A 21039-nucleotide genomic window follows, 5' to 3' on the forward strand; every position below is an offset into this window, starting at 1 on the left:
TCAACCGAAAGGCATTGGCGTTCTTGCGCCTCGCCTCAATCCGCCTCATGCTGCGAAAGCTCTGCCAAAAAACAGCATGATCCCGGACAGACTCTTAGGTTCTTGGGTAGTATTCGCCTGCGTGATCAAGGCAATCGTTTCCGTCATCAAAGTCTGGTCCTCCCTGCATGTGCATTCCGGTATTCGGCAAATGTGTGTTGTGTTCGATTCCGACGCGGTCTTGTTTCAATGCACGCTCGTGTGTCGCGAAAGCGACATTCCCGAAGCGAGGCAGTGGCGGTTTACAGATCGAAGGAAGTTCTGTCTTATTTTATATGCGATAAGTTTGGCCTCGGCGTGGGTGGTCACGCGGACGCCATGACATAGTGAACCGAATCTCCATCACGTCAGCGAAAAGCGTATCGCCAACCGTGCTACTGTGACGCCAGAAAGCCCGACCTTCCCGTTCAAATTAATCAATTCGCGCTTCGCGGGCTCCCCCGTGCGACTACCACCTTTCACATCCGTAACAGCCATGACAGGATTTCTGCACTGTCAGCACGGCGAGACGAGTTAGGATCGTTGGATTGCTCTCACCCCGCGCGGCCAGAGTTAGAACCTTCTCGGCGAGGCAAGCCTTCAATGAAGACGTCCGCTTTGCTTCAGGCACCATCCGGACAGCATCCTCCAGAGCACCTTTCAGCACAGCATGCAGCTTGGTTTGAGGGGGTGGATGTGACATGACGCAAAATCCTCAAAAATTAGAATCTAACGGTGAGGGCCCAGCATGTCCCAGCCTCCTGATGGTCCATCAAAACGTTTGATAACGAGTGTTTCGTTTTGAGGTCGCAGTCAGTGGCTCAGCTGTGCCCAAAACGAATACAATGACTAAGACCCGTTCAATGTGACGGTGGAGCTTCACAGACAGCTAAATTTTTGTTGTGGATCATTGCTGGGCGATCTCGACAGGAACGCGACCGGAAAGTCGTGCGGCTTCGGCATTACCGAAGGCATTCTGCCGTGGTGACGTCCAGATCAAGCTGAAGTGACGCCTGTGCTACGCGACTTCGTCTTCGAGCCGGACGTGCAGTTGGTGTGTCCCGCGATTGAAGAGGAGTTCGGATCAGCCGAGGCCTGAACGGTCTCTACTGATGGGGCAAGCCACGTCTGTGCATACTATACTCTGGGCCAAGCCGCCGGCGATATGTGCCGGCCAGGGGCGCGTTGAGGGTGCGCTAGACACTGCCCGGTGGCGACATAGATGCGTCGGTTCGCGAGGACCTTGCCGATGAAGCGGCTGCCGCAGATCACAAGATCTAGGCATTGATGCCGCTGAGGCCCAGGGCCGCGTTCCAACTTCTTATGAGCTTAAGGTCCCTTTGCCTGTTTATTCGTTAGCGTCCGCTCGAAAACGGCTCGCCGCCTCTCGTGTGTAGAGCATAGCCGCCGCGCTCTGTTCGCTCACTGAGGCGTCGGGGCAGGGCTTGCGGACGGCAGCACGGGCGTGGCGTGCGAACCGGAAACGAGTCGCGCCGGCGGCCGCCGCTGCTTGGAATTCATCCAGGTGGTCGATGAGCCATTCCAACGTTTGTCCACGTGTTTGTTCGGAGTCGCCGTCGCTTTGCGCTGTTGGAAATCAGGCGTGCTCGCCAGCGAGGCGAAAACTGCACATATCGGGCCGATAAGCCAGCCCGGTCACGTGGCTCTCTTGAAGATGATCTGTCGTGCCGAGGGAGGTCGCGCCGGAGCAAGTCGCTTCGCGTTTCACTGTGGAGAGAGACATCCGCAAAGCTTGCCGGCATTCCCGTCGGACTTCCGACCGAGATGCCCAAGACCTGGTTCATGGCGCTCGCGGCCCTGTCGAAGTCGGCGACGCTGCGGCGGGTGCGGCTGAATGCGACCGCGGACCACGTGGTCGTGCCGCCCGGCCGTCCGACGGCCAAGCGCACGCCATGACGCGCATCACGATCGGTCCGCTCAACGCCTCGAGGGCGATCTCGAAGTTGGCCTCGATGTCGAAAGTGGGCGGGTCATGCGCGCGGAGGTGACGGCGCCGCTGTATCGCGGCTTCGAGCAGATCCTGGAGGGGCGTCCGCCCCTCGAGGCGCTGGCGCTGGCTCCGCGGATCTGCGTCATCTGCTCGGTCTCGCAGCCGGTCGCCGCGGCTGCCGCTCTTCGCGATGCGATGGCGGCCGCGGTCGCGCCGAACGGGATTCTCGCCACCAATCTCGCGCATGCGGCGGAGAATGCCGCCGATCATCTCACGCACTTCTACATCTTCTTCATGCCGGACTTCGCTCGCGAGGCCTGTGCCGCGCACGCCTGGCATGAGGCGGCACGGGACCGTTTCGCAGCGACGCGCGGCACTGCGGCACGCGATGTCTTGCCGGCGCGGGCGCGGCTGCTCGAACCCATGGGTATCTTCGCCGGGAAATGGCCGCATAGTCTGGCCTTCCAACCGGCGGATGTCGGCGGCCCGCTGGAGCAGGCGCTGATCGGCACCGATGTCCGCGACGCCGGCGCACGCTCGGTCGCCATCCAGCACGTCGTGCGCTCGTTCGATCCCTGGATGGTGTGCACCGCGCATTGAGTGGTCTCTCGCGCGGGGGGGGGAAACTTCGTTGTCGCCTGAAATCGAATTGTTTCCGCTTTTCTCGATCGGGGCATGCGCGCACCGCAATTCGAGCAATCCAAATCTGCAACAATTTGGTATCACTCTACTTTCCTTACGCTCCCAGTGCTTGGCCTGCTTCTTGCTGTCCTTGGCGTCATAGACAAGTCCAAGCCGAGGCGGGAGGATTCATGAGCGCGGCGACGGAAACGTTTTACAGCGTGATCAGGCGTCAAGGTATCACGCGTCGGAGCTTTCACAAATTTTGCGGCCTGACTGCGACGAGTCTCGGCCTCGGGCCGCTGGCGGCGAGCCGCATCGCGAACGCGCTCGAGACCAAGCCCCGCGTGCCGGTGATCTGGATGCACGGCCTCGAATGCACCTGCTGTTCCGAGAGCTTCATTCGTTCCGCGCACCCGCTGGTGAAGGATGCCGTGCTCTCGATGATCTCGCTCGACTATGACGACACCATCATGGCGGCCGCAGGCCACCAGGCGGAGGCGATCCTCGAAGAGACCCGCGCCAAGCACAAAGGGCAATACATTCTCGCGGTGGAAGGCAATCCGCCGCTGAACGAAGGCGGCATGTTCTGCATCGACGGCGGCAAGCCGTTCGTCGAGAAGCTGAAGATGATGGCGGAGGACGCGATGGCGATCATCGCCTGGGGCGCTTGCGCCTCGTGGGGCTGCGTGCAGGCAGCCAAGCCCAATCCGACGCAGGCAACGCCCATCGACAAGGTCATCGCCAACAAGCCGATCATCAAGGTGCCGGGATGCCCCCCGATCGCCGAAGTGATGACCGGCGTCGTCACCTTCATCACCACTTTCGGCAAATTGCCCGAGCTCGACCGTCAGGGCCGGCCGAAGATGTTTTACTCGCAGCGCATCCACGACAAGTGCTACCGGCGGCCGCATTTCGACGCCGGCCAGTTCGTCGAGGAGTGGGACGACGAGGCGGCGCGCAAGGGCTATTGTCTCTACAAGATCGGCTGCAAGGGCCCGACCACCTACAACGCCTGCTCGACCGTGCGCTGGAATGGCGGCGTCTCCTTCCCGATCCAGTCGGGCCATGGCTGCATCGGCTGCTCGGAAGACGGATTCTGGGACAAGGGTTCGTTCTACGACCGTCTCACCAACATCAAGCAGTTCGGCATCGAGAATAACGCCGACCAGATCGGCATGGTGGCGGCCGGAGCCGTCGGTGCGGCAGTCGCCGCGCATGCAGCAGTGACCGCGGTGAAGCGGCTCGCCGGCAAGCGCGAAGACGCGCACCACACCAGCTAAGCGCCAAAGAGATCCAAGGGTAAGAAAATCATGGGTATCCAGGCTCCCAACGGCTTCAATCTCGACAATTCCGGCAAGCGCATCGTCGTCGATCCGGTGACCCGTATCGAAGGTCACATGCGGGTCGAGGTCAATGTCGACGCCGACAACGTCATCCGAAACGCAGTCTCCAGCGGCACGATGTGGCGCGGGATCGAGGTGATCCTGAAGAACCGCGATCCCCGCGACGCCTGGGCGTTCACGGAACGGATCTGCGGCGTCTGCACCGGCACGCACGCGCTGACGTCGGTGCGCGCGGTCGAGAACGCGCTCGGGATCACCATTCCGGAGAACGCCAATTCGATCCGCAATCTGATGCAGCTTGCCTTGCAGGTGCACGACCACGTCGTTCACTTCTATCACCTGCACGCGCTGGATTGGGTCGATTTGGTCTCCGCGCTTTCGGCCGACCCGCGGGCAACCTCGACGCTCGCGCAGTCGATCTCGAGCTGGCCACTGTCGTCGCCAGGTTACTTCAAGAACCTGCAAACCCGTCTCAAGAACTTCTTCGAGTCGGGGCAGTTGGGGCCCTTCAAGAACGGCTATTGGGGCAGCAAGGCCTACAAGCTGCCGCCTGAGGCCAATCTGATGGCGGTCGCGCACTATCTGGAGGCGCTCGATTTCCAGAAGGAGATCGTCAAGATCCACACCATCTTCGGCGGCAAGAATCCGCATCCGAACTGGCTCGTGGGCGGCGTGCCCTGTCCGATCAACGTCGACGGCACGGGCGCGGTCGGTGCCATCAACATCGAGCGCCTGAACCTGATCTCGTCGATCATCGATCGCCTGATCGAGTTCAACGAGCAGGTCTACCTGCCCGACGTGGCGGCGATCGGTTCGTTCTACAAGGACTGGCTCTACGGCGGCGGTCTTTCCGGCAAGAGCGTACTCTCTTATGGCGACGTGCCGGAACACGCCAACGACTACTCCTCCAAGAGCCTGAAGCTGCCGCGGGGCGCCATCATAAACGGCAATCTCTCGGAGGTGCTTCCCGTCGATCATGCCAACCCCGATGAGATCCAGGAGTTCGTGGTTCACTCCTGGTACAAATATCCCGACGAAACCAAGGGACTGCATCCCTGGGACGGCGTGACCGAGCCGAACTACGTGCTGGGGCCCAATGCGAAAGGCACCAAGACCGCGATCGAGCAGCTCGATGAGGGCGGAAAATATTCATGGATCAAGGCGCCGCGCTGGCGGGGTCACGCCATGGAGGTCGGCCCGCTGGCGCGTTGGGTGGTGGGCTATGCGCAGAACAAGGCCGAGTTCAAGGATCCTGTCGACAAGTTCCTGAAGGATATGAACCTTCCGCTGTCGGCGCTGTTCTCGACGCTCGGTCGCACGGCGGCGCGCGCGCTGGAGTCGGTCTGGGCCGGACGACAAATGCACTACTTCCAGGACAAGCTCGTCGCCAACATCAAGGCCGGCGACAGCTCGACGGCGAACGTCGACAAGTGGAAGCCGGAGAGCTGGCCGAAGGAGGCCAAGGGTTTTGGCTTCACCGAGGCGCCGCGCGGCGCACTCGCGCACTGGATCAAGATCAAGGAAACCAAGATCGACAACTACCAGTGCGTGGTGCCGACCACCTGGAACGGCTCACCGCGCGATCGGCAAGGGAACATCGGTGCATTCGAGGCTTCGCTGATGAACACCCCGATGGTCAATCCCGAGCAGCCTTTGGAGATCCTGCGCACGATCCATTCCTTCGATCCGTGCCTGGCCTGCTCCACGCATGTTATGAGTCCGGACGGCCAGGAAATGGCCAGCGTCAAGGTCAGGTGAAGCAGGGGGAAACGCCATGATGGATGTAGTTGCACGTCCGGCGGAAGCCGAGCCGGACCTCTCCGCGATAGCGGCCGATGCGGCCGGCGAACATGGGGTCGGCCGTCCGGCCGTCTATGTCTACGAAGCGCCGGTGCGGATCTGCCATTGGGTGAACGCGTTCTCGATCATCGTGCTGATGGTGACCGGTTATCTGATCGCAACGCCATTGCCGTCGGTCGAGGGCGAGGCCTCGGCGAACTTCGTGATGGGCTATATCCGCTTTGCCCATTTCGCGGCGGGGCAGGTGCTGGCGGTGTTCTTCCTTGCCCGCATTCTGTGGGCCTTCGTCGGAAATCACCATTCCCGGAAGATTTTCTATCTGCCGGTGCATCGCAAGCACTTCTGGAAGGAAGTGCTGCATGAAATCCGCTGGTATGCGTTCCTGGAGCGCGAGCCGAAGATGTATGTCGGCCACAACCCGCTGGCGCGGACCGCGATGTTCACGGGCTTCACGCTATTCGTGGCGTTCATGATCGTTACCGGCTTTGCGCTCTATTCGGAAGGTGCGGGCATCGACAGTTGGCAGCACAAGCTGTTCGGCTGGGTGTTCGCGGTCTGGCCGAACAGCCAGGACGTTCACACCTGGCATCATCTCGGCATGTGGGCGCTGGTCGCGTTCGTGATGGTGCACATCTACGCCGCGGTCCGTGAGGACATCATGTCGCGCCAGAGCATCATCTCCTCGATGATCTCCGGCGAGCGGCAATTCCGCGACTGAGAAACTGGAATGATACCGATGCCGACATCTTCGCAAGCAAACCGCATCCTGGTGCTCGGCATCGGCAACATCCTGTGGGCCGACGAAGGCTTTGGCGTGCGCGCGGTGGAGGAATTCCACCGCCGCTACGCCGTGCCCGACAGCGTCACCATTCTCGACGGCGGCACGCAGGGGCTCTACCTCGTGAACTACCTGGAGGGTGCGGATCGTTTGATCGTGTTCGACGCGATCGACTATGGGCTCGAGCCCGGGCAGTTGAAGCTCGTTCGCGACGACGAGGTGCCGCGTTTCACCGGCGCCAAGAAGATGAGCTTGCACCAGACCGGCTTCCAGGAGGTCATCAGCGCGGCCGACCTGCTTGGCCGTTGTCCGCGACATCTCGTATTGATCGGCTGCCAGCCGCTTGACCTCGAGGATTGGGGTGGGCCGCTGACGAAGCCGGTGCGCGATCAGATCGCGCCGGCGCTCGAGCTTGGTTGCGAGATCCTGGCCGAATGGGGCGTCGAGGTGATGCCGCGCACCGCGCCGTTGGCAGAATCGGAGCGGCTGCTCGCCAACGACATCGATCATCGGCATTACGAGATGAGGGGACGGCCGGCCTGACCGGCTGCACCGTCGGAGATCCGCCATGTGCCTCGGCTTGCCGATGACGATCGTTGAGACTGACGGGATATCGGCGCTGTGCGAGTTCCGAGGCGAGCAGCGGCGCGTTTCGATGCTGCTGCTCTCGAACCCGCCGGCCGGTGCCAAGGTGCTGGTCTTTATCGACACCGCGGTTCGGCTTCTGCATGAGGCCGAGGCGCGCCTGATCGGCGCCGCGATCGACGGTCTGGGCGCAGCGATCAATGGCGAGGACTGCGATCGCTTCTTCGCAGACCTCATCGACCGGGAGCCGCAACTGCCCGAGCATCTCCGGCTTGATTAGTTAGGGCGGCAGCCCGCTCCGCGAGAGCCCGCGTCCTCGCTGGAAGATAAATTTCTATCTGCTGAGTTCATTTTCATCCCATATGGAAATTAGCTTTCCGTCTTGGGATTGATGCATCTCCTGTCGTGGAAATATATGATTCAAATCAATTAGATAAATCAGGAAAGGTGATAACCGATCTTGGCACGTACCTTGCTGATCCCTATTCCCAGCAGAATCATAAGCTTGTCAGGGGAGGTCTGATGAAATTCCAGCAGGGAAGGCAGGATCTGGCGCGGCGTGGCTTGCCGGAGGTTGATGCTGCGAGGGTCGATCGTTTTCTGAATACGACCGACGAGGCCCGCGCCATCGCCGTGTTGCTGTCGGCGGGAGACCCCGCGCGTTTTCCGGAGGCGATCCACGTCGCGGTCGTGCTGCCGGAGCTAATCGAGGCATTCAAGGGTCGGTTGCGTGCCGCGGTGATCGCCCGCGGTGCCGAGAGCGAACTCGGCCAGCGTTTTGGCGTGCGCGTGCAGCCGACGCTGATCTTCGTCGCCAAGGGCGAGACACTCGGGCTGATCGCGAAGATCCAGGACTGGTCGATCTATGTCGACCGCATCACCAAGCTGATCGACCGTCCGCGCGGCACGAGCGCCGTTGTCATGACAACCATCGTTCCCCAGCACCGCCAAGGTGTCGAACTATGAAAGCGGGTTTCTGGACTGCGCCCGAGGGCGCCGAGCAGCCGATCAACGTGTTTCCGATCGGCGATGAGAACCTGAACGCGACGAGCGGCAGCCTGACCGCGGCCGGTGCCTTGGCCAAGCTTGCCACGCTCGACAGCGCGGAACTCGCCAGGATCTGCCCGAACGCCATCGAGCTGTTGTCGAAGGTGGCCGCAGCGATCGCGAGCCAGAAGGCCGACATGCCGATGCAACTGTTCCGGCTTGGCAATCTCAACGATCTCGAGCGCAAGCTGATTGCCGACGTGATGGGCGAGGGCGAAGTGGCCGGCGTCGTTGCGCTGCCCGATGGATCGTTGGCGCAGATCCAGGAATCTGTGCTGGCCGGGATCTGGCGTGTGCGGCTCGAGAGCGACGCCAATCACGAATATCTCGAGGTCGGGCCGATCCCGGAGATCGTGAAGCGCGCCGCTGCCGATCTCACGGCTGCGGATTTCGAGATCGGGCAGGCCCCCGAAGGTGCCATGAACGTGCTGCCGGTGCTTGCGGAAATCCGCGAGCGGGCGCTCGCATGGCGGCCGGGCATCCGCTCGCAGATCATCAATTTCACGCTGCTGCCGATGAGCCCGGTCGACATGAGTTTTCTCCAGGACACGATCAAGAACGGGCCGATCCAACTGGTTTCTCGCGGCTATGGTACCTGCCGGGTGCTCTCCACGGGCATCCGCAATGTCTGGTCGGTGCAGTTCTTCAACGCCATGGACACCATCATCCTCGATACACTGGAGGTCGGCGGCGTGCCGACGGTGGCGATTGCGGCTGACGAGGACTTCGAGGACTCGGCTGAGCGGCTTCAGGAGATCATCGAGGCCTATTTCAAATGAGCGGGTTCGAGAATTTTGGCGTGCGCCAGGACGTCGCCGATGTCACGCGGCTGGAATGCGGCATCTGCTGGACGGTCTATGATCCCACCGATGGCGACGGGGTGGCACAGATCGCGCCCGGCACTCCATTCGCGGCGTTGCCGGAAGACTGGCGCTGCCCGAACTGCGACTCTCCAAAATCCAAGTTCATGGCGATCGAGTCATGACGGCTGATGCGCAAATTCCTGCCAGCGACGCCGACGCCGAAGCGTGGGGCGAGCTCTTGGCAGGAAGCCATCGGGAGATCGGCGAGCGCGCGATGCGCGATCTGCCGATCTACAACGACGCGCTCGGCGTCGAAGCGGTCGGTTTCCGCTGGTTCAACGGCACGACCATCGGCATCATGGTCACGCCCTGGTTCATGAACGTGGTGATGCCGGCGAGCGCGATCGCGCGGGATACGTCGGGCTCGAGCCTGCGAATCCGCTTCCCTGCGGGCGAGTTGAATTCACTCTCAGCCAGGTCGGACAAATGGGCCTAATCGCGAGCTGCTCGCTGTTCTCGCCGATGTTCCAGTTCGCGGACATGGTCGCCGCGCGGGCGACGGCCGAAGCGACCCTCGCCGAGCTGATGCTGCCGGGCGACAGCGAGGAGGCGGTCCGTCGTCGCGAGCCCGCAACAAGCCCGATCGAACGGCGTAACTTCCTGCGCGGTGTTCTGACGGAGCGGTGCGGATGAGCCTGGCCTTCCGCAACGAGATCGACATCACGGTGTGGCTCGCCGGCGGCACGATCGCCGACGTCGCGATCCGGCCGCGCAGCCGGCCGCCGTTGACGCGCTTGTTCGCGGGAAAGCCGGCCTCGTCACTGCCGTCGGTGCTGCCGCGTCTGTTCTCCCTGTGCTCGATGGCGCATCAGGTAGCTTTCCTGTCCGCGGTCGAGGCGGCGCGGAGCGAGGATGCCAGTCTCGAGATCGAGCACGGTCGCGTCGTCGCTGTCGTCGCCGAACGCCTGACCGAATTGTTACGCGGCCTGTTCGTTGGCCGTCTCACGCTTGACGGCGCCGGCGCCGCAGCCGTTCGTGCCATGATGGAGGCCACGGCCGTTCTGGGTGGCAGCATCGCCGAGCGCGGGGAGGCGGTCTCGCGCCGCGAGGCGGTGGCGAAGATCAGGGCATCGCTCGCCGCGCTCGGGATCGCGAGCCAGGAGCAAACCCCCGGGGCCGGCAGCGCGCTGGCGGTACATCTTGCGAATTTCGATGGCGATGCCTTGCTGCCGCCGGTGGTCGAACAGTTATTCCTGTCGGCAGCCGACGATCTCGAAATCGTCATGCGGCTGCTTGCCGATGGCGCGATATTCTCCGATGCGCCTGATCTCCATGGCCGGATTCCGGAGACCGGCGTCTGGGCGCGGCGGGTTGGGCGTGAGCCGATCCTGCCGCCGGGCGGGGGGCCCGCCGAGCGTCTGAAGGCGCGGATCGCGGAAGTGGCGCGGCTCTGCGCCTTCCTCGAGGCGGACGATGGGACAGTCGAGGACGGTGTCCTCCAGAGCTACCGGCTGGGGACCGGCAGAGGCGCGGGTGCCGTCGAATGCGCGCGGGGCCGGCTCTATCATGCCGTCGAGCTCGACGATGAAGACCGCATCGTCCGCTTCGAATTCTTGGCGCCGACGGAGTGGAATTTCCATGCCCGCGGGCCGTTGGTTCGCAGCCTCCAGGGCTCCATTCTCGCCGGGGGCCGGCAGGGGCTGGATGCGGTCCGCACGCTCGTCGGCTCGTTCGATCCGTGCGTCGGCTTCAGCCTCAGCTTCCGCGAGATCGACCATGCATGAGATGGCGCTGTGCGAGGGAATCATCGAGATTATCCAGGAGGAGTCGCGCAAGCGCGCCTTCGCTAGGGTGAACGTCGTGTGCCTGGAGATCGGTGCGCTCAGCCATGTTGCGCCTGAGGCGATGAAGTTCTGCTTCGAGGCCGTCGCCGCGCGCACCATTGCGCAAGGAGCAAGGCTCGAGATCGTCGAGACGCCGGGAGCGGCCTGGTGCATGGCCTGCTCCAAAGGCGTCGAGATCAAGCAGCGCTATGAGGCATGTCCGTCCTGCGGCAGCTATCAATTGCAGGTGACCGGCGGCGAAGAGATGCGCGTGAGGGAGCTGGAGATCGACTGATGTGCACGGTATGCGGTTGCAGCGATGCCAAAGCGTCCATCGAACACACCCATGATCATTCCCATGATCATTCCCATGCGCACGATCATTCGCATCATCATGGGCACAGCCACGACTATCACCTTCATCATGATCACGCGCCCGGCGATGGCGGGCTGGTCGATTGCAGCGCCAACCCGGCAGGCCAGCAGATCGCTGGCATGAGCAGCGACCGCATCATCCAGGTCGAGCGCGACATTCTCGGCAAGAACAATCGGCTTGCCGCCGACAACCGCGCGCGCTTCCGCACCGACGACGTGCTCGTTTTCAACCTAGTCTCGAGCCCCGGCGCCGGAAAAACCTCGCTTCTGGTTCGCGCCGTGTCCGAGCTGAAGGACAGCTTTCCGATTGGCGTGATCGAAGGCGATCAACAGACCTCCAACGATGCCGAACGGATCCGCTCGACCGGCGTGCCGGCGATCCAAATCAATACCGGCAAGGGCTGCCATCTCGATGCTGCCATGGTCGGCGAAGCCTATAACCGCTTGCCCTGGCTTAACGGCGGCATCCTCTTCATCGAGAACGTCGGTAATCTCGTCTGTCCCGCGGCGTTCGATCTCGGCGAGGCCTGCAAGATCGTGGTGTTCTCGACCACGGAAGGCGAGGACAAGCCGCTGAAATATCCGGACATGTTCGCAGCCTCCTCTCTGATGCTGATCAACAAGATCGATCTTGCGCCCGTACTCGACTTCGATCTTGCAAGGACGGTCGAATATGCGCGCCGGGTCAGTCCGAAGATCGAGGTTTTGACGGTGTCGGCGTGCACCGGTGAGGGTTTTGCGGCATTCTGTGCCTGGATTCGCAAGCGGGTTGCAAAGATGAAGCCGACCGAGATGGCCGTGTCGGGATGAGCATGAGCGGCGAGGCCATGGCGCGAGGCCGAAGACGGCTGCGCCTGCATGTGCGCGGCGCCGTGCAGGGCGTGGGCTTTCGTCCCTACGTCTACGGCCTCGCCGCGCGCTATCGGCTCGGCGGCTTCGTTGCCAATGATCCCGATGGCGTGGTGATCGAGGTCGAGGGCGAGCGCGCCGCCGATTTTGTCGATGCGCTGCCGCTGGAAAAACCGCCACTGGCTCGGATAGACGAGATTTCCGTGCAACCGGTCGGCATCACCGAAAGCGACGAGTTCCACATCCGCGCCAGTGAGCAGGGCAAGGTCTCGACCCGGATCGCCGCCGATGCTGCGACCTGTCCGCAGTGTCTGAGCGAGCTGTTTGATCCGGCGAGCCGCTTCCATCTCTATCCTTTCGTCAACTGCACCCATTGCGGCCCGCGCTACACCATCGCCGAGCGGCTGCCCTATGACCGCAGTACCACCGCGATGAGGCGCTTCGCGATGTGCACGGCCTGCGCAGCAGAGTATGCCGATCCGGCGAGCCGTCGCTTCCACGCCGAAGCAATTGCCTGCCCGCGATGTGGGCCAAGGATCAGTCATGGTACCAAGCAAATCGCCACTGCGATCGCCGACGGAAGGATCGTCGCGATCAAGGGGCTCGGCGGATATCAATTGCTGTGCAATGCCCGTGAAGATGCGGCCGTGTGGCGTCTGCGGCACCGGAAGCATCGCAATCAGAAGCCGTTCGCCGTGATGGTCGGCTCGACGGATGTGGTCGGCGAGATCGCTGAAATCGATGCGGTCGGGCTCGCGCTGCTGGAATCCTCGCCGCGGCCCATCGTGCTGATGAGATCCCGCGATATGCTCCCGCCCGCGATTGCGCCGGAGCTGTCGCGGATCGGCGTCATGCTGCCCGTCGCGCCGCTGCATCATCTGGTGCTGAAGGCGCTCAATTCGGCGCATCCGCGAGCGGACGGCGCAAGTTGGGCGATCGTGGCAACCAGCGCCAATCCTGGCGGCGAGCCGCTGGTGATCGTCAATGACGAGGCCAAACGGCGGCTTGCCGGCATCGCCGACCTGATCGTCACGCATGACCGCGACATCGTCACCCGCGCGGACGACTCTGTCGTGTCGGTGGTCGCGGGCCGGGCGCAGTTCATCCGCCGCGCCCGCGGCTATATTCCCGAGCCGATTAGGCTCGCGAAGTCCGTCCCGTCGGTGCTTGCGGTCGGCGGCGCGCTGAAGTCGACGGTCACCGTCATCCGCGGCAACGAAGCCTTCGTCTCCCAGCACATCGGCGATCTCGACACCGCGGAAGGCATTCGCTTTTTCGAGGAGACGGTGGATCACCTGCTCTCGACGCTGGACATCGAGCCGGTCGTCATCGCCCACGACCTGCATCCGAACATGGCCTCGACCCGTTTCGCCGAAGCCAGCGGCAGGCGGCTGATCGCGGTTCAGCATCACCATGCCCATGCGGCATCCGTGATGGCGGAACATGGCGTCGCAGGGCCAGCGTTGGCGCTGGTGCTCGACGGCTTCGGCTATGGCAGCGACGGTGGCAATTGGGGCGGCGAGTTGCTCTCGTGCGATGGTGCACGCTTCCGGCGGCTCGGACATCTGGCGCCGATGAAGATGCCGGGTGGCGATCGCGCGACGCGCGAGCCGTGGCGCATGGCCGCGAGCGTGCTGCACGCCTTGCGGCGCGGCGACGCGATTGCGAAGCGCTTTGCGATGCAGCCGCAGGCTGCGCGTCTCTGCGCTATGCTCGACCAGCCCGGCGTGGCGACGACGACCAGCGCCGGCCGGCTGTTTGACGCGGCGGCGGGGCTGCTTGGTCTCTGTCCGGTGCAGAGTTACGAGGGCGAAGCCGCAATGAAGCTGGAAGCGCGTGTCCGCGCACCGCGCCTCGCGAAGGACGGCTGGACGATCGAGAATGGCGTGCTGTCTCTTTTCCCCTTGCTCGAGCGCCTTGCGGTCGATCCGGCCGATGGGGCCGAGCTCTTCCATGGCACCTTCGCCGCCGCCTGCATCGACTGGATCGCGCGCGCGGCACTGGAGACCAGCGTCACGACCGTCATCCTGAGCGGCGGCTGCTTCCTCAACGCGATCCTCGCAGACGAGATCGGGCGCGGCTGCGTCGCCGCCGGGCTCTCGCCGTTGCTGCCTCGCCAGGTGCCGTCCAATGACGGCGGCCTCAGCCTCGGGCAAGCCTGGGTCGCCGCGCTCCAACTCCTCGAACAGCAAGGCCCGGAAGGAAACGCCTGATGTGTCTCGCGATACCTGCTGAGGTCACAAAGCTCCTGCCCGACGACATGGCCGTCGTCTCGATCGATGGCGTCAGCAAGGAGATCTCGGTGGCGCTGATCGAAAACCTCGCCGTCGGCGACTACGTGATCATCCATGTCGGCTACGCCCTGACCAAGATCGATCCGGAGGAGGCGCAGCGGACGCTGGAGCTGTTGCGTGAAATCGGCGCCGAAAGCCGGGAGGCCGCGCAATGAAATATGCCGACGAGTTTCGCGACAAGGAGATCGCGCTGGGATTGGCGAGGGCGATTCGCTCGGAGGCCGATCCGGAAAAATCCTATCGTTTCATGGAATTTTGCGGCGGCCACACGCATGCAATCTCCCGCTACGGGCTGGAGGATATGCTGCCGAAGAACGTGCGGATGATCCACGGTCCCGGCTGCCCGGTCTGCGTCTTGCCAGCGGGACGCATCGACATGGCGATCCGGCTCGCCGAGCGGCCGGACGTGATCCTTTGCGTCTACGGCGACCTGATGCGGGTGCCGGGCTCGCAGGGTGCCTCGCTGCTGAAGGCGAAGGCGCGCGGCGCCGACGTCCGCATGGTTTATTCCACGATTGATGCAATCCGTATTGCGGAAGAAATTCCCGGCCGCGCGGTCGTGTTCTTCGCCATCGGCTTCGAGACCACGACGCCGCCGACCGCCGTGATGATCCGGCTCGCCGAGAAGAAGCAGCTCAAGAACTTCAGCGTGTTCTGCAATCATGTGCTGACGCCGCCGGCGATGCAGAACATCCTGGAAAGCCCCGATATCCGCAATATCGGCCGCGTCGAGATCGACGGCTTCGTCGGGCCGGCCCATGTCTCGACCATCATCGGCACCGAGCCTTACGAGTTCTTTGCCGAAGAATTCGGCAAGCCGGTGGTGATCGCGGGCTTCGAGCCGCTCGACATGATGCAGGCGATCCTGATGCTGGTGCGGCAGGTCAACGAGCACCGACATGAGGTGGAGAACCAGTATAGCCGCGCAGTGACCCGTGACGGCAATCTGCGCGCCAAGGAGGAGGTCTCCGACATCTTCGAGCTGCGCGACCAGTTCGAGTGGCGCGGTCTCGGCCTAGTGCCTTATAGCGGGCTCAAGCTGAAGCGGGCCTACGCCAAATACGACGCCGAGGTCCGCTTCGACATGAACGAACTTCGCGTTGCCGACAATCCGGCCTGTGAATGCGGCGCCATCCTGCGCGGCGTGAAGAAGCCGGTTGACTGCAAGCTGTTCGGCACGGTGTGCACGCCGGAGACGCCGATGGGGTCCTGCATGGTCTCGTCCGAGGGTGCATGTGCGGCACACTGGACTTACGGCCGCTTCCGCGATCATCAGCAACGGCGGGCGTCATGAAAGCCCATCAGCGCAAGCTCGACATAAGGAACGGCTGCGTCGACCTGTCCCACGGATCCGGTGGCCGCGCGATGTCGCAACTGATCTCGGGCCTGTTCCACGAGGCCTTCGGCAATGAATGGCTGGCGTGCGGCAACGACCAGTCTGCGTTCGATGTCGGCGCCGGGCGCATGGTGATGACGACCGACGGCTATGTGGTCTCGCCGCTGTTCTTTCCGGGCGGCAATATCGGCTCGCTCGCCGTGCATGGCACGGTCAACGACATCGCCATGGCCGGCGCGCGGCCGCTCTATCTCTCGGCGAGCTTCATCATCGAGGAAGGTTTTCGTTTCTCCGACCTGAAGATGATTGCGGATTCCATGGGCGAGGCCGCGCGAGCCGCGGGCGTCTACATCATCACCGGTGACACGAAGGTCGTCGAGCGCGGCAAGGCCGACGGCCTGTTCATCTCGACAGCCGGGATCGGTGTCGTGCCTGCCGGGCTCGACCTCTCTGCCGGGAATGCCCGCGTCGGCGATCGTGTCCTGATCTCTGGAACGCTCGGGGATCATGGCGTCGCCATCATGTCCAAACGGCAGAACCTCGCTTTTGAGACCGAGATCGTCTCGGATTCCGCGTCGTTGCATGATTTCGTGGCGAGCATGCTGGCGGCCGGCGGCAAGGGCATCCGTTTGATGCGCGATCCCACCCGCGGTGGGCTCGCCGCGACGCTGAACGAGATCGCCCAGCAGTCCGGCCTTGGCTTCCGACTTCAGGAGGCGGCGATCCCGGTGAAGCCCGGTGTTGCTGCGGCCTGCGAACTGCTCGGGCTCGATCCGCTCTACGTCGCCAACGAAGGCAAGCTGGCAGCGATCGTGGCGCCCGAGGTTGCAGCAGCCGTGCTTGCGGCGATGCGGGTGCATCCGCTCGGCCGTGATGCCGCCGAGATCGGCGAGGCCGTGGCGGACGACCACCATTTCGTGCAGATGGCGACGAGCTTTGGCGGCGCAAGGATCGTCGACTGGCTGTCGGGCGAACAATTACCCCGGATCTGTTGAGGCTCAGGATGCGCATTCTGCTTTTGTCGCATTCCTTCAACAACCTGACGCAGCGGCTGCATGTCGAACTCTGCGAGCGTAGCCATGAGGTCTCGGTCGAGCTCGATATCCATCCCGACGTGACCCGCGAAAGTGTTGCGCTGTATCGGCCCGACCTCGTTATCGCGCCGTTCTTGAAACGCGCGATCCCGGACGATGTCTGGCGTGGCGTGCGTTGCCTCGTCGTGCATCCCGGCCCGCCCGGTGACCGCGGTCCTGCGGCTCTCGACTGGGCCATTCTCGAGGGCGTCGCGGAGTGGGGTGTCACGGTGCTGCAGGCGGATGGCGAGTTCGACGCCGGTCCGATCTGGGTCCATCGCACGTTCCCGATGCGGCGTGCCGCGAAGTCCAGCATCTACCGCAACGAGGTCACCTCCTGCGCGGTGGAGGCGGTGCTCGAGGCCATTGCCGCGATCGAGGCCGGGCACGAGGCGCCCGCGTCAATGGCGAGCGACGATCCGCGCATTCGCGTGCGGGGGCCCTGCCGGCAAGCGGATCGCGCGATCGACTGGCACCACGACACAACCGTCGAGGTGCTTCGCAAGATCGACAGCGCCGACGGCGTGCCCGGCCTGACCGACAGTCTGTTCTGGCAGGACGTCCGGCTGTTCGATGCGCATGAGGCCCATGGCATCTCCGGCGTACCCGGCACCGTGGTGGCGCAGTGCGACGGTGCGCTGGCCCGGGCGACCATCGACGGCGCGGTCTGGATCGGCCACGTCCGGAGTGTCGGGCCGAAGAGCTTGAAGCTTCCGGCGACAAAGATTTTCGCGTCGGAAGCCGCGCATCTGCCGCACAGGCCAGGATGCGGCTACGGTCCGATCGAATATCGCGAGCATTGCGAGGTTGGCGAGCTGCAATTCAACTTCTACAACGGCGCCATGAGCTCCGACGACTGCAATGCACTGCTCAGCGCCTATCGAACCGCGCTTGCGCGCGCAACCAAGGTGCTGCTGCTGACCGGCGGCCGTGATTATTGGTCGAACGGCATTCATCTTGCCGAGATCGAGGCCGCCGACAGCGCGGCGGATGAGTCCTGGCGCAACATCAACGCGATCGACGATCTCGCGCGGGCCATCATCGAGACCACCGATCGGCTGGTGGTTTCCGTCGTTCGCGGCAATGCCGGCGCAGGCGGCGTGTTCCTCAGCCTCGCCGCCGACGAGGTCTGGGCCAGCGATCGGACCGTGCTCAATCCGCATTACAAGGACATGGGCAATCTCTACGGTTCGGAATACTGGACCTATCTTCTGCCGCGGCGCGCGGGCGCCGCGAATGCGGCCAAGATCACTCAATGCCGGCTGCCGATGGGCGTGGCTGAGGCCGGGCGCCTCGGCATCGTCGATCGCGTGCTGACGGCCAGGGGCGCGGCAACGGACGATCTCGTGAAGCTCGCCGCCGCGCTTGCGTCGGATCCCGACTATGCCGCGCGCCTTGTCGACAAGCAAAGGCGCCGCGCCGCCGACGAAGCCGAGAAGCCGCTCGACGCGTACCGCAACGAGGAGCTGCGCCGCATGCGGCTCAACTTCTACGGCTTCGATCCAAGCTACCACGTGGCGCGTTACAATTTCATTCACAAGGTCCCGAAGTCGCGTACGCCGCTGACCATCGCTAATCACCGGTCGCGGCGTGAGCGCGCACGACCCACCTGCATGGCGGTGCGATCATGAGCATGCCAGAAAACCCGCAGGAAACGTGCCAGGAAACGTCCAAGGAACCAATCTCGTCGTCGACGACGAGATTCGCTCGCAGGAGGCTCTGCGGCGCGTCCTCGACCAGGATTTCGAGGTATTGTGCGCCGGCAATGCGGCCGATGCGGAGAAGCTCCTGGAAGGCGATATCGTCCACGCCATTCTCTGCGACCAGCGGATGCCGCACGAATCGGGCGTCAGCTTCCGGAAGCGCGTCCGCGAGATATGGGCGGATCCGGTGCGGATGATCATCTCCGGCTATTCTGACTGCGAAGACATCATCGCCGGCCTCAACGAGGCCGGCATCTATCAATACATCACGAAGCCATGGCAGCGGGACCGGTTGGGTCGACATCGTCAAGGAAGCAGTTCAGCTCTAGCGGCTTCAGAAGGAAACGGAAACGGCGGGGGTCGACGTCAAGGCGACCCCCGGGCACGTCAAGAAGGTCGTCTCGGTCAAGCGCGGCGCCGCAAAGCAGCTTTACGACTTCAACTGTATCATGCATTCGCCCCATAGCCCGATGCATGACGCGATCGAGCTCGGCAGACGCGCCGCCGACTACGATATCTCCGTCGCTTCCTTCCTTCGGTTTTACCGGCGTATCGGACTGCCGCATTCCGAGCAGTTCGCGGCAGCGGGCGAGCTTTTGCTTGCGGTAGCGGTTGCCCATGAAACCGTAATAGCGGATGCGCTGAAATCCTTCGGGCAAGACATGGACGAGGAAACGCCGGATGAACTCCCCGGTCTCGAGCGTCATTAGCTTTTGCCGGTTCTCGTTGCGATAGTCCTTCCACTGAAAGCGTACCTTGCCATCCTCGATATCGACGATCCGGCTGTTGGCGATTGCCACCCGGTGTGTGTAGCGTGCGACATATTCCAGAACCCGTTCAGTGCCCGCGAATGGTGGCTTGGCATAGACCACCCAGTTGACCTGGCGGGCGGGATCCAGATAGCGCCGGAATGCGTACGGGATCGTGCAGCCGTTCCAATGACGTAAAGAATCGTAACTCGCCGGCATCGAATGCCTTTTGCAGACCTTCGAGAAACAGCCGCCGGAACAGTCGGGAGAGCACGGCGACTGGTAGGAAGAAGCCGGGACGGCACGCGATCCAGCGGCTCCCGTCCGGCGATAGCCCGCCGCCGGGCACGACGCAGTGGAGATGGGGATGATGGCTGAGATTCTGACCCCAGGTGTGAAGCACCGCGAAAAACCCGATCTCCGCGCCGAGATGTCTCCGATCGGCAGCGATGGTGCGCAACGCGCCGAGCTTCGATCCATTCCGCTCGGGCGAGCCACTGGCACTTGGGGCAACTGCGGGAACGGCAGCTGTTGTAAGCGATCCGTCGTTCGCCACAGCGGTCGCACTGTTCGACATGGCCTCCGAGCGCCGACGTTCGGCAGCGCTCGATGGCAGTCATAGCTGCGCGTCGGTCGGTCGATAGCGAGGCCCAGTGCTGCTCTCGCCAGGCAGCCCCGTAGCGACGGAATATATCCGCGACCTCCGGACCCGAGCGGCCCATGAGGCTGGCCGCCAGAAATGTTCGAGCGCTGGCGGCGAGGAGGCCTTGGGGATCGGACGCGGCAGCAGTTCAAGCGGACTCGTCGCCGCGCAGACCTTGTTGGTAGCGATCCGCAGATATTGAGCGGTCGTTGACAAGCTGCGATGGCCGAGCAAGAGCTGGATGGTACGGAGGATCGGTTCCAGCTTTGAGCAGGTGCACCGCAAATGCGTGCCGCAGGAATGCGGTGTCACCGGCTTGGAGAGTTTCGACATCCGATGTGCTTGGCGGCAGGTGGCATCTACGGCGCTTGTCGATATCGGTTCTCCAGCAACGGCGCCGGGAAACATCCATGCCCCGGTGGGTCGCACGGCGCGCCAATAGTCCGTCAGCACCTCCAGCAACCTGGCCGACAGCATGACGTAGCGGTCTTTCTGTCCCTTGCCCTGCTCGACGCGCAGCACCATGCGCTGACGATCGATAGCCTCAGGCTTCAGCCGGGTCGCCTCGGAAATACGTAGACCGGCGGCATAGCATGTCGTCAGGATCGCCTGGTGTTTGAAGCTCTCGATGCAGCCAAGGAAGTGCAGCACCTCCTCAGGGCTGAGAATGACGGCCAGTGTCTTTGGCGTCTTTGGGCACGGAATGATCCGGTCGAAATCCCAATCGAGGCCGAGCGTGACGCGGTAGAGAAATCGAAGCGCTGCGACGGTCACTTGCACCGAGCGTGGCGCCAGCTTCTTCTCGTTCGTCAAATAGACCTGGTAGGCGTGGATATCCTCCGGGCCGAGCAAAGCCGGCGATTTAGCGAAATGCGAAACCTGCAGCAAATACGAATCCTGCGTGTTTCGCGACAGGTTGCGGACCTGCATGTCTTCCATCATGCGTAACCGAAGCGAGGTCATAGCGAACTCCTTGACAAGAGGCACGCTGCGCGCGGGTAGCAACACCATCTTGCCAAGGGCAAGCGCTTCTGAAATGGGGCGGATTACGTCGCTGTGCGGGTGGTGCCGGGGTCAGGGACACTGGCTGGCTTCGACGGGGGACACGCCGCGCTCAACGCGGATACCCTCCCGCGGAGCGGGTTCGTCGTGTGCCGGGCATGCTCAATAGCTCGGAAGTGAAAGTCTTCCACCCAACCTGATGGAGGTGAAGGGTTAGTGAAACGCAAGGGCTGCCGTCGCGAG

The 21039-nt window shown here is 63.2% G+C and carries 20 protein-coding genes and 4 pseudogenes; 22 read left to right on the forward strand and 2 right to left on the reverse strand.

The window, feature by feature from the left end; genetic code table 11:
• The 22 genes and pseudogenes from IVA81_RS17385 to IVA81_RS17490 form a co-directional block, all read left to right on the forward strand.
• Positions 1-361, forward strand: a 361-nt coding sequence (locus tag IVA81_RS17385) for a hypothetical protein (RefSeq protein WP_247320183.1), incomplete at its 5' end; no start/stop codon positions are given.
• A gap of 1400 nt (positions 362-1761) precedes the next feature.
• Positions 1762-1935, forward strand: a pseudogene (locus IVA81_RS17390) (HupU protein); the annotation flags it as partial.
• Positions 1932-2440, forward strand: a pseudogene (locus IVA81_RS17395) (nickel-dependent hydrogenase large subunit); the annotation flags it as partial. The pseudogenes IVA81_RS17390 and IVA81_RS17395, both read left to right, overlap by 4 nt.
• Positions 2441-2781: 341 nt before the next feature.
• Positions 2782-3873 (forward strand): hydrogenase small subunit, encoded by a 1092-nt coding sequence (locus tag IVA81_RS17400; protein WP_247320185.1) that lies wholly within the window; start codon positions 2782-2784, stop codon positions 3871-3873.
• Between the two features lie 30 nt (positions 3874-3903).
• Complete coding sequence (locus tag IVA81_RS17405) at positions 3904-5694, forward strand: nickel-dependent hydrogenase large subunit (protein ID WP_247320195.1); 1791 nt, start codon at positions 3904-3906, stop codon at positions 5692-5694.
• 16 nt (positions 5695-5710) lie between these two features.
• Positions 5711-6454, forward strand: a complete 744-nt coding sequence (cybH, locus tag IVA81_RS17410; protein ID WP_247320196.1) for a Ni/Fe-hydrogenase, b-type cytochrome subunit — start codon at positions 5711-5713, stop codon at positions 6452-6454.
• Between the two features lie 18 nt (positions 6455-6472).
• The gene (locus tag IVA81_RS17415; protein ID WP_247320197.1) at positions 6473-7057 is read left to right on the forward strand and encodes a HyaD/HybD family hydrogenase maturation endopeptidase; all 585 of its coding nucleotides are present in this window, start codon (positions 6473-6475) and stop codon (positions 7055-7057) included.
• A gap of 25 nt (positions 7058-7082) precedes the next feature.
• Positions 7083-7379 carry a HypC/HybG/HupF family hydrogenase formation chaperone gene (locus IVA81_RS17420; protein WP_247320199.1) on the forward strand — a complete coding sequence of 99 codons (297 nt, stop codon included), beginning with the start codon at positions 7083-7085 and terminating at the stop codon, positions 7377-7379.
• Positions 7380-7621: 242 nt separating this feature from the next.
• Positions 7622-8065, forward strand: coding sequence for a hydrogenase accessory protein (locus IVA81_RS17425; RefSeq protein ID WP_247320236.1), 444 nt, complete (start codon positions 7622-7624; stop codon positions 8063-8065).
• On the forward strand, positions 8062-8925 hold the full coding sequence (locus tag IVA81_RS17430) for a hydrogenase expression/formation protein (protein ID WP_247320201.1): 864 nt from the start codon (positions 8062-8064) through the stop codon (positions 8923-8925). The genes IVA81_RS17425 and IVA81_RS17430 overlap by 4 nt, the downstream gene beginning before the upstream one ends.
• Positions 8922-9131 (forward strand): rubredoxin, encoded by a 210-nt coding sequence (locus IVA81_RS17435; protein ID WP_247320203.1) that lies wholly within the window; start codon positions 8922-8924, stop codon positions 9129-9131. The genes IVA81_RS17430 and IVA81_RS17435 overlap by 4 nt, the downstream gene beginning before the upstream one ends.
• A complete protein-coding gene (gene hybE, locus IVA81_RS17440; RefSeq protein WP_247320205.1) occupies positions 9128-9445 on the forward strand; it encodes a [NiFe]-hydrogenase assembly chaperone HybE in 318 nt (105 codons plus the stop codon). The genes IVA81_RS17435 and hybE (IVA81_RS17440) overlap by 4 nt, the downstream gene beginning before the upstream one ends.
• Entirely contained in the window at positions 9436-9642 is a 207-nt protein-coding gene (gene hybE, locus IVA81_RS17445; protein WP_247320207.1) for a [NiFe]-hydrogenase assembly chaperone HybE, read from the forward strand. The genes hybE (IVA81_RS17440) and hybE (IVA81_RS17445) overlap by 10 nt, the downstream gene beginning before the upstream one ends.
• Entirely contained in the window at positions 9639-10733 is a 1095-nt protein-coding gene (locus tag IVA81_RS17450; protein ID WP_247320208.1) for a nickel-dependent hydrogenase large subunit, read from the forward strand. Before hybE (IVA81_RS17445) ends, IVA81_RS17450 begins: the two co-directional genes overlap by 4 nt.
• Entirely contained in the window at positions 10726-11067 is a 342-nt protein-coding gene (gene hypA / locus IVA81_RS17455) for a hydrogenase maturation nickel metallochaperone HypA (protein ID WP_247320211.1), read from the forward strand. Before IVA81_RS17450 ends, hypA begins: the two co-directional genes overlap by 8 nt.
• On the forward strand, positions 11067-11957 hold the full coding sequence (gene hypB / locus IVA81_RS17460) for a hydrogenase nickel incorporation protein HypB (protein WP_247320213.1): 891 nt from the start codon (positions 11067-11069) through the stop codon (positions 11955-11957). Before hypA ends, hypB begins: the two co-directional genes overlap by 1 nt.
• The gene (gene hypF / locus IVA81_RS17465; protein ID WP_247320215.1) at positions 11954-14209 is read left to right on the forward strand and encodes a carbamoyltransferase HypF; all 2256 of its coding nucleotides are present in this window, start codon (positions 11954-11956) and stop codon (positions 14207-14209) included. The genes hypB and hypF overlap by 4 nt, the downstream gene beginning before the upstream one ends.
• Positions 14209-14445 (forward strand): HypC/HybG/HupF family hydrogenase formation chaperone, encoded by a 237-nt coding sequence (locus tag IVA81_RS17470; protein WP_247320217.1) that lies wholly within the window; start codon positions 14209-14211, stop codon positions 14443-14445. The genes hypF and IVA81_RS17470 overlap by 1 nt, the downstream gene beginning before the upstream one ends.
• Positions 14442-15584 carry a hydrogenase formation protein HypD gene (gene hypD, locus IVA81_RS17475; RefSeq protein ID WP_247320219.1) on the forward strand — a complete coding sequence of 381 codons (1143 nt, stop codon included), beginning with the start codon at positions 14442-14444 and terminating at the stop codon, positions 15582-15584. Before IVA81_RS17470 ends, hypD begins: the two co-directional genes overlap by 4 nt.
• Positions 15581-16621: a hydrogenase expression/formation protein HypE gene (gene hypE, locus IVA81_RS17480; RefSeq protein ID WP_247320221.1), complete on the forward strand. Its 1041-nt coding sequence runs from the start codon at positions 15581-15583 to the stop codon at positions 16619-16621. Before hypD ends, hypE begins: the two co-directional genes overlap by 4 nt.
• Positions 16622-16629: 8 nt before the next feature.
• Positions 16630-18330, forward strand: a complete 1701-nt coding sequence (locus IVA81_RS17485; protein WP_247320223.1) for a hydrogenase maturation protein — start codon at positions 16630-16632, stop codon at positions 18328-18330.
• Positions 18331-18355: 25 nt separating this feature from the next.
• Positions 18356-18926 (forward strand): annotated as a pseudogene (locus IVA81_RS17490) (response regulator); the annotation flags it as partial.
• Positions 18927-18971: 45 nt separating this feature from the next.
• Here IVA81_RS17490 and IVA81_RS17495 read toward each other — a convergent pair.
• Positions 18972-19873, reverse strand: a pseudogene (locus IVA81_RS17495) (transposase); the annotation flags it as partial.
• Positions 19768-20805 (reverse strand): site-specific integrase, encoded by a 1038-nt coding sequence (locus IVA81_RS17500; RefSeq protein ID WP_346659396.1) that lies wholly within the window; start codon positions 20803-20805, stop codon positions 19768-19770. The gene IVA81_RS17500 and the pseudogene IVA81_RS17495, both read right to left, overlap by 106 nt.
• Positions 20806-21039: the final 234 nt, after the last annotated feature.

The sequence above is a fragment of the Bradyrhizobium sp. 141 genome, assembly GCF_023074055.1.
Taxonomy (GTDB): domain Bacteria; phylum Pseudomonadota; class Alphaproteobacteria; order Rhizobiales; family Xanthobacteraceae; genus Bradyrhizobium.

Coding starts and splice junctions, on each gene's coding strand:
- hybE (WP_247320205.1), top strand. CDS start 9,128: ATGACGGCTGATGCGCAAATTCCTGCCAGCGACGCCGACGCCGAAGCG.
- cybH (WP_247320196.1), top strand. CDS start 5,711: ATGATGGATGTAGTTGCACGTCCGGCGGAAGCCGAGCCGGACCTCTCC.
- IVA81_RS17450 (WP_247320208.1), top strand. CDS start 9,639: ATGAGCCTGGCCTTCCGCAACGAGATCGACATCACGGTGTGGCTCGCC.
- hypD (WP_247320219.1), top strand. CDS start 14,442: ATGAAATATGCCGACGAGTTTCGCGACAAGGAGATCGCGCTGGGATTG.
- IVA81_RS17435 (WP_247320203.1), top strand. CDS start 8,922: ATGAGCGGGTTCGAGAATTTTGGCGTGCGCCAGGACGTCGCCGATGTC.
- IVA81_RS17400 (WP_247320185.1), top strand. CDS start 2,782: ATGAGCGCGGCGACGGAAACGTTTTACAGCGTGATCAGGCGTCAAGGT.
- IVA81_RS17425 (WP_247320236.1), top strand. CDS start 7,622: ATGAAATTCCAGCAGGGAAGGCAGGATCTGGCGCGGCGTGGCTTGCCG.
- IVA81_RS17470 (WP_247320217.1), top strand. CDS start 14,209: ATGTGTCTCGCGATACCTGCTGAGGTCACAAAGCTCCTGCCCGACGAC.
- hypF (WP_247320215.1), top strand. CDS start 11,954: ATGAGCATGAGCGGCGAGGCCATGGCGCGAGGCCGAAGACGGCTGCGC.
- hypE (WP_247320221.1), top strand. CDS start 15,581: ATGAAAGCCCATCAGCGCAAGCTCGACATAAGGAACGGCTGCGTCGAC.
- hypB (WP_247320213.1), top strand. CDS start 11,067: ATGTGCACGGTATGCGGTTGCAGCGATGCCAAAGCGTCCATCGAACAC.
- IVA81_RS17500 (WP_346659396.1), bottom strand. CDS start 20,805: ATGGTGTTGCTACCCGCGCGCAGCGTGCCTCTTGTCAAGGAGTTCGCT.
- IVA81_RS17420 (WP_247320199.1), top strand. CDS start 7,083: ATGTGCCTCGGCTTGCCGATGACGATCGTTGAGACTGACGGGATATCG.
- hybE (WP_247320207.1), top strand. CDS start 9,436: ATGGGCCTAATCGCGAGCTGCTCGCTGTTCTCGCCGATGTTCCAGTTC.
- IVA81_RS17430 (WP_247320201.1), top strand. CDS start 8,062: ATGAAAGCGGGTTTCTGGACTGCGCCCGAGGGCGCCGAGCAGCCGATC.
- hypA (WP_247320211.1), top strand. CDS start 10,726: ATGCATGAGATGGCGCTGTGCGAGGGAATCATCGAGATTATCCAGGAG.
- IVA81_RS17415 (WP_247320197.1), top strand. CDS start 6,473: ATGCCGACATCTTCGCAAGCAAACCGCATCCTGGTGCTCGGCATCGGC.
- IVA81_RS17405 (WP_247320195.1), top strand. CDS start 3,904: ATGGGTATCCAGGCTCCCAACGGCTTCAATCTCGACAATTCCGGCAAG.
- IVA81_RS17485 (WP_247320223.1), top strand. CDS start 16,630: ATGCGCATTCTGCTTTTGTCGCATTCCTTCAACAACCTGACGCAGCGG.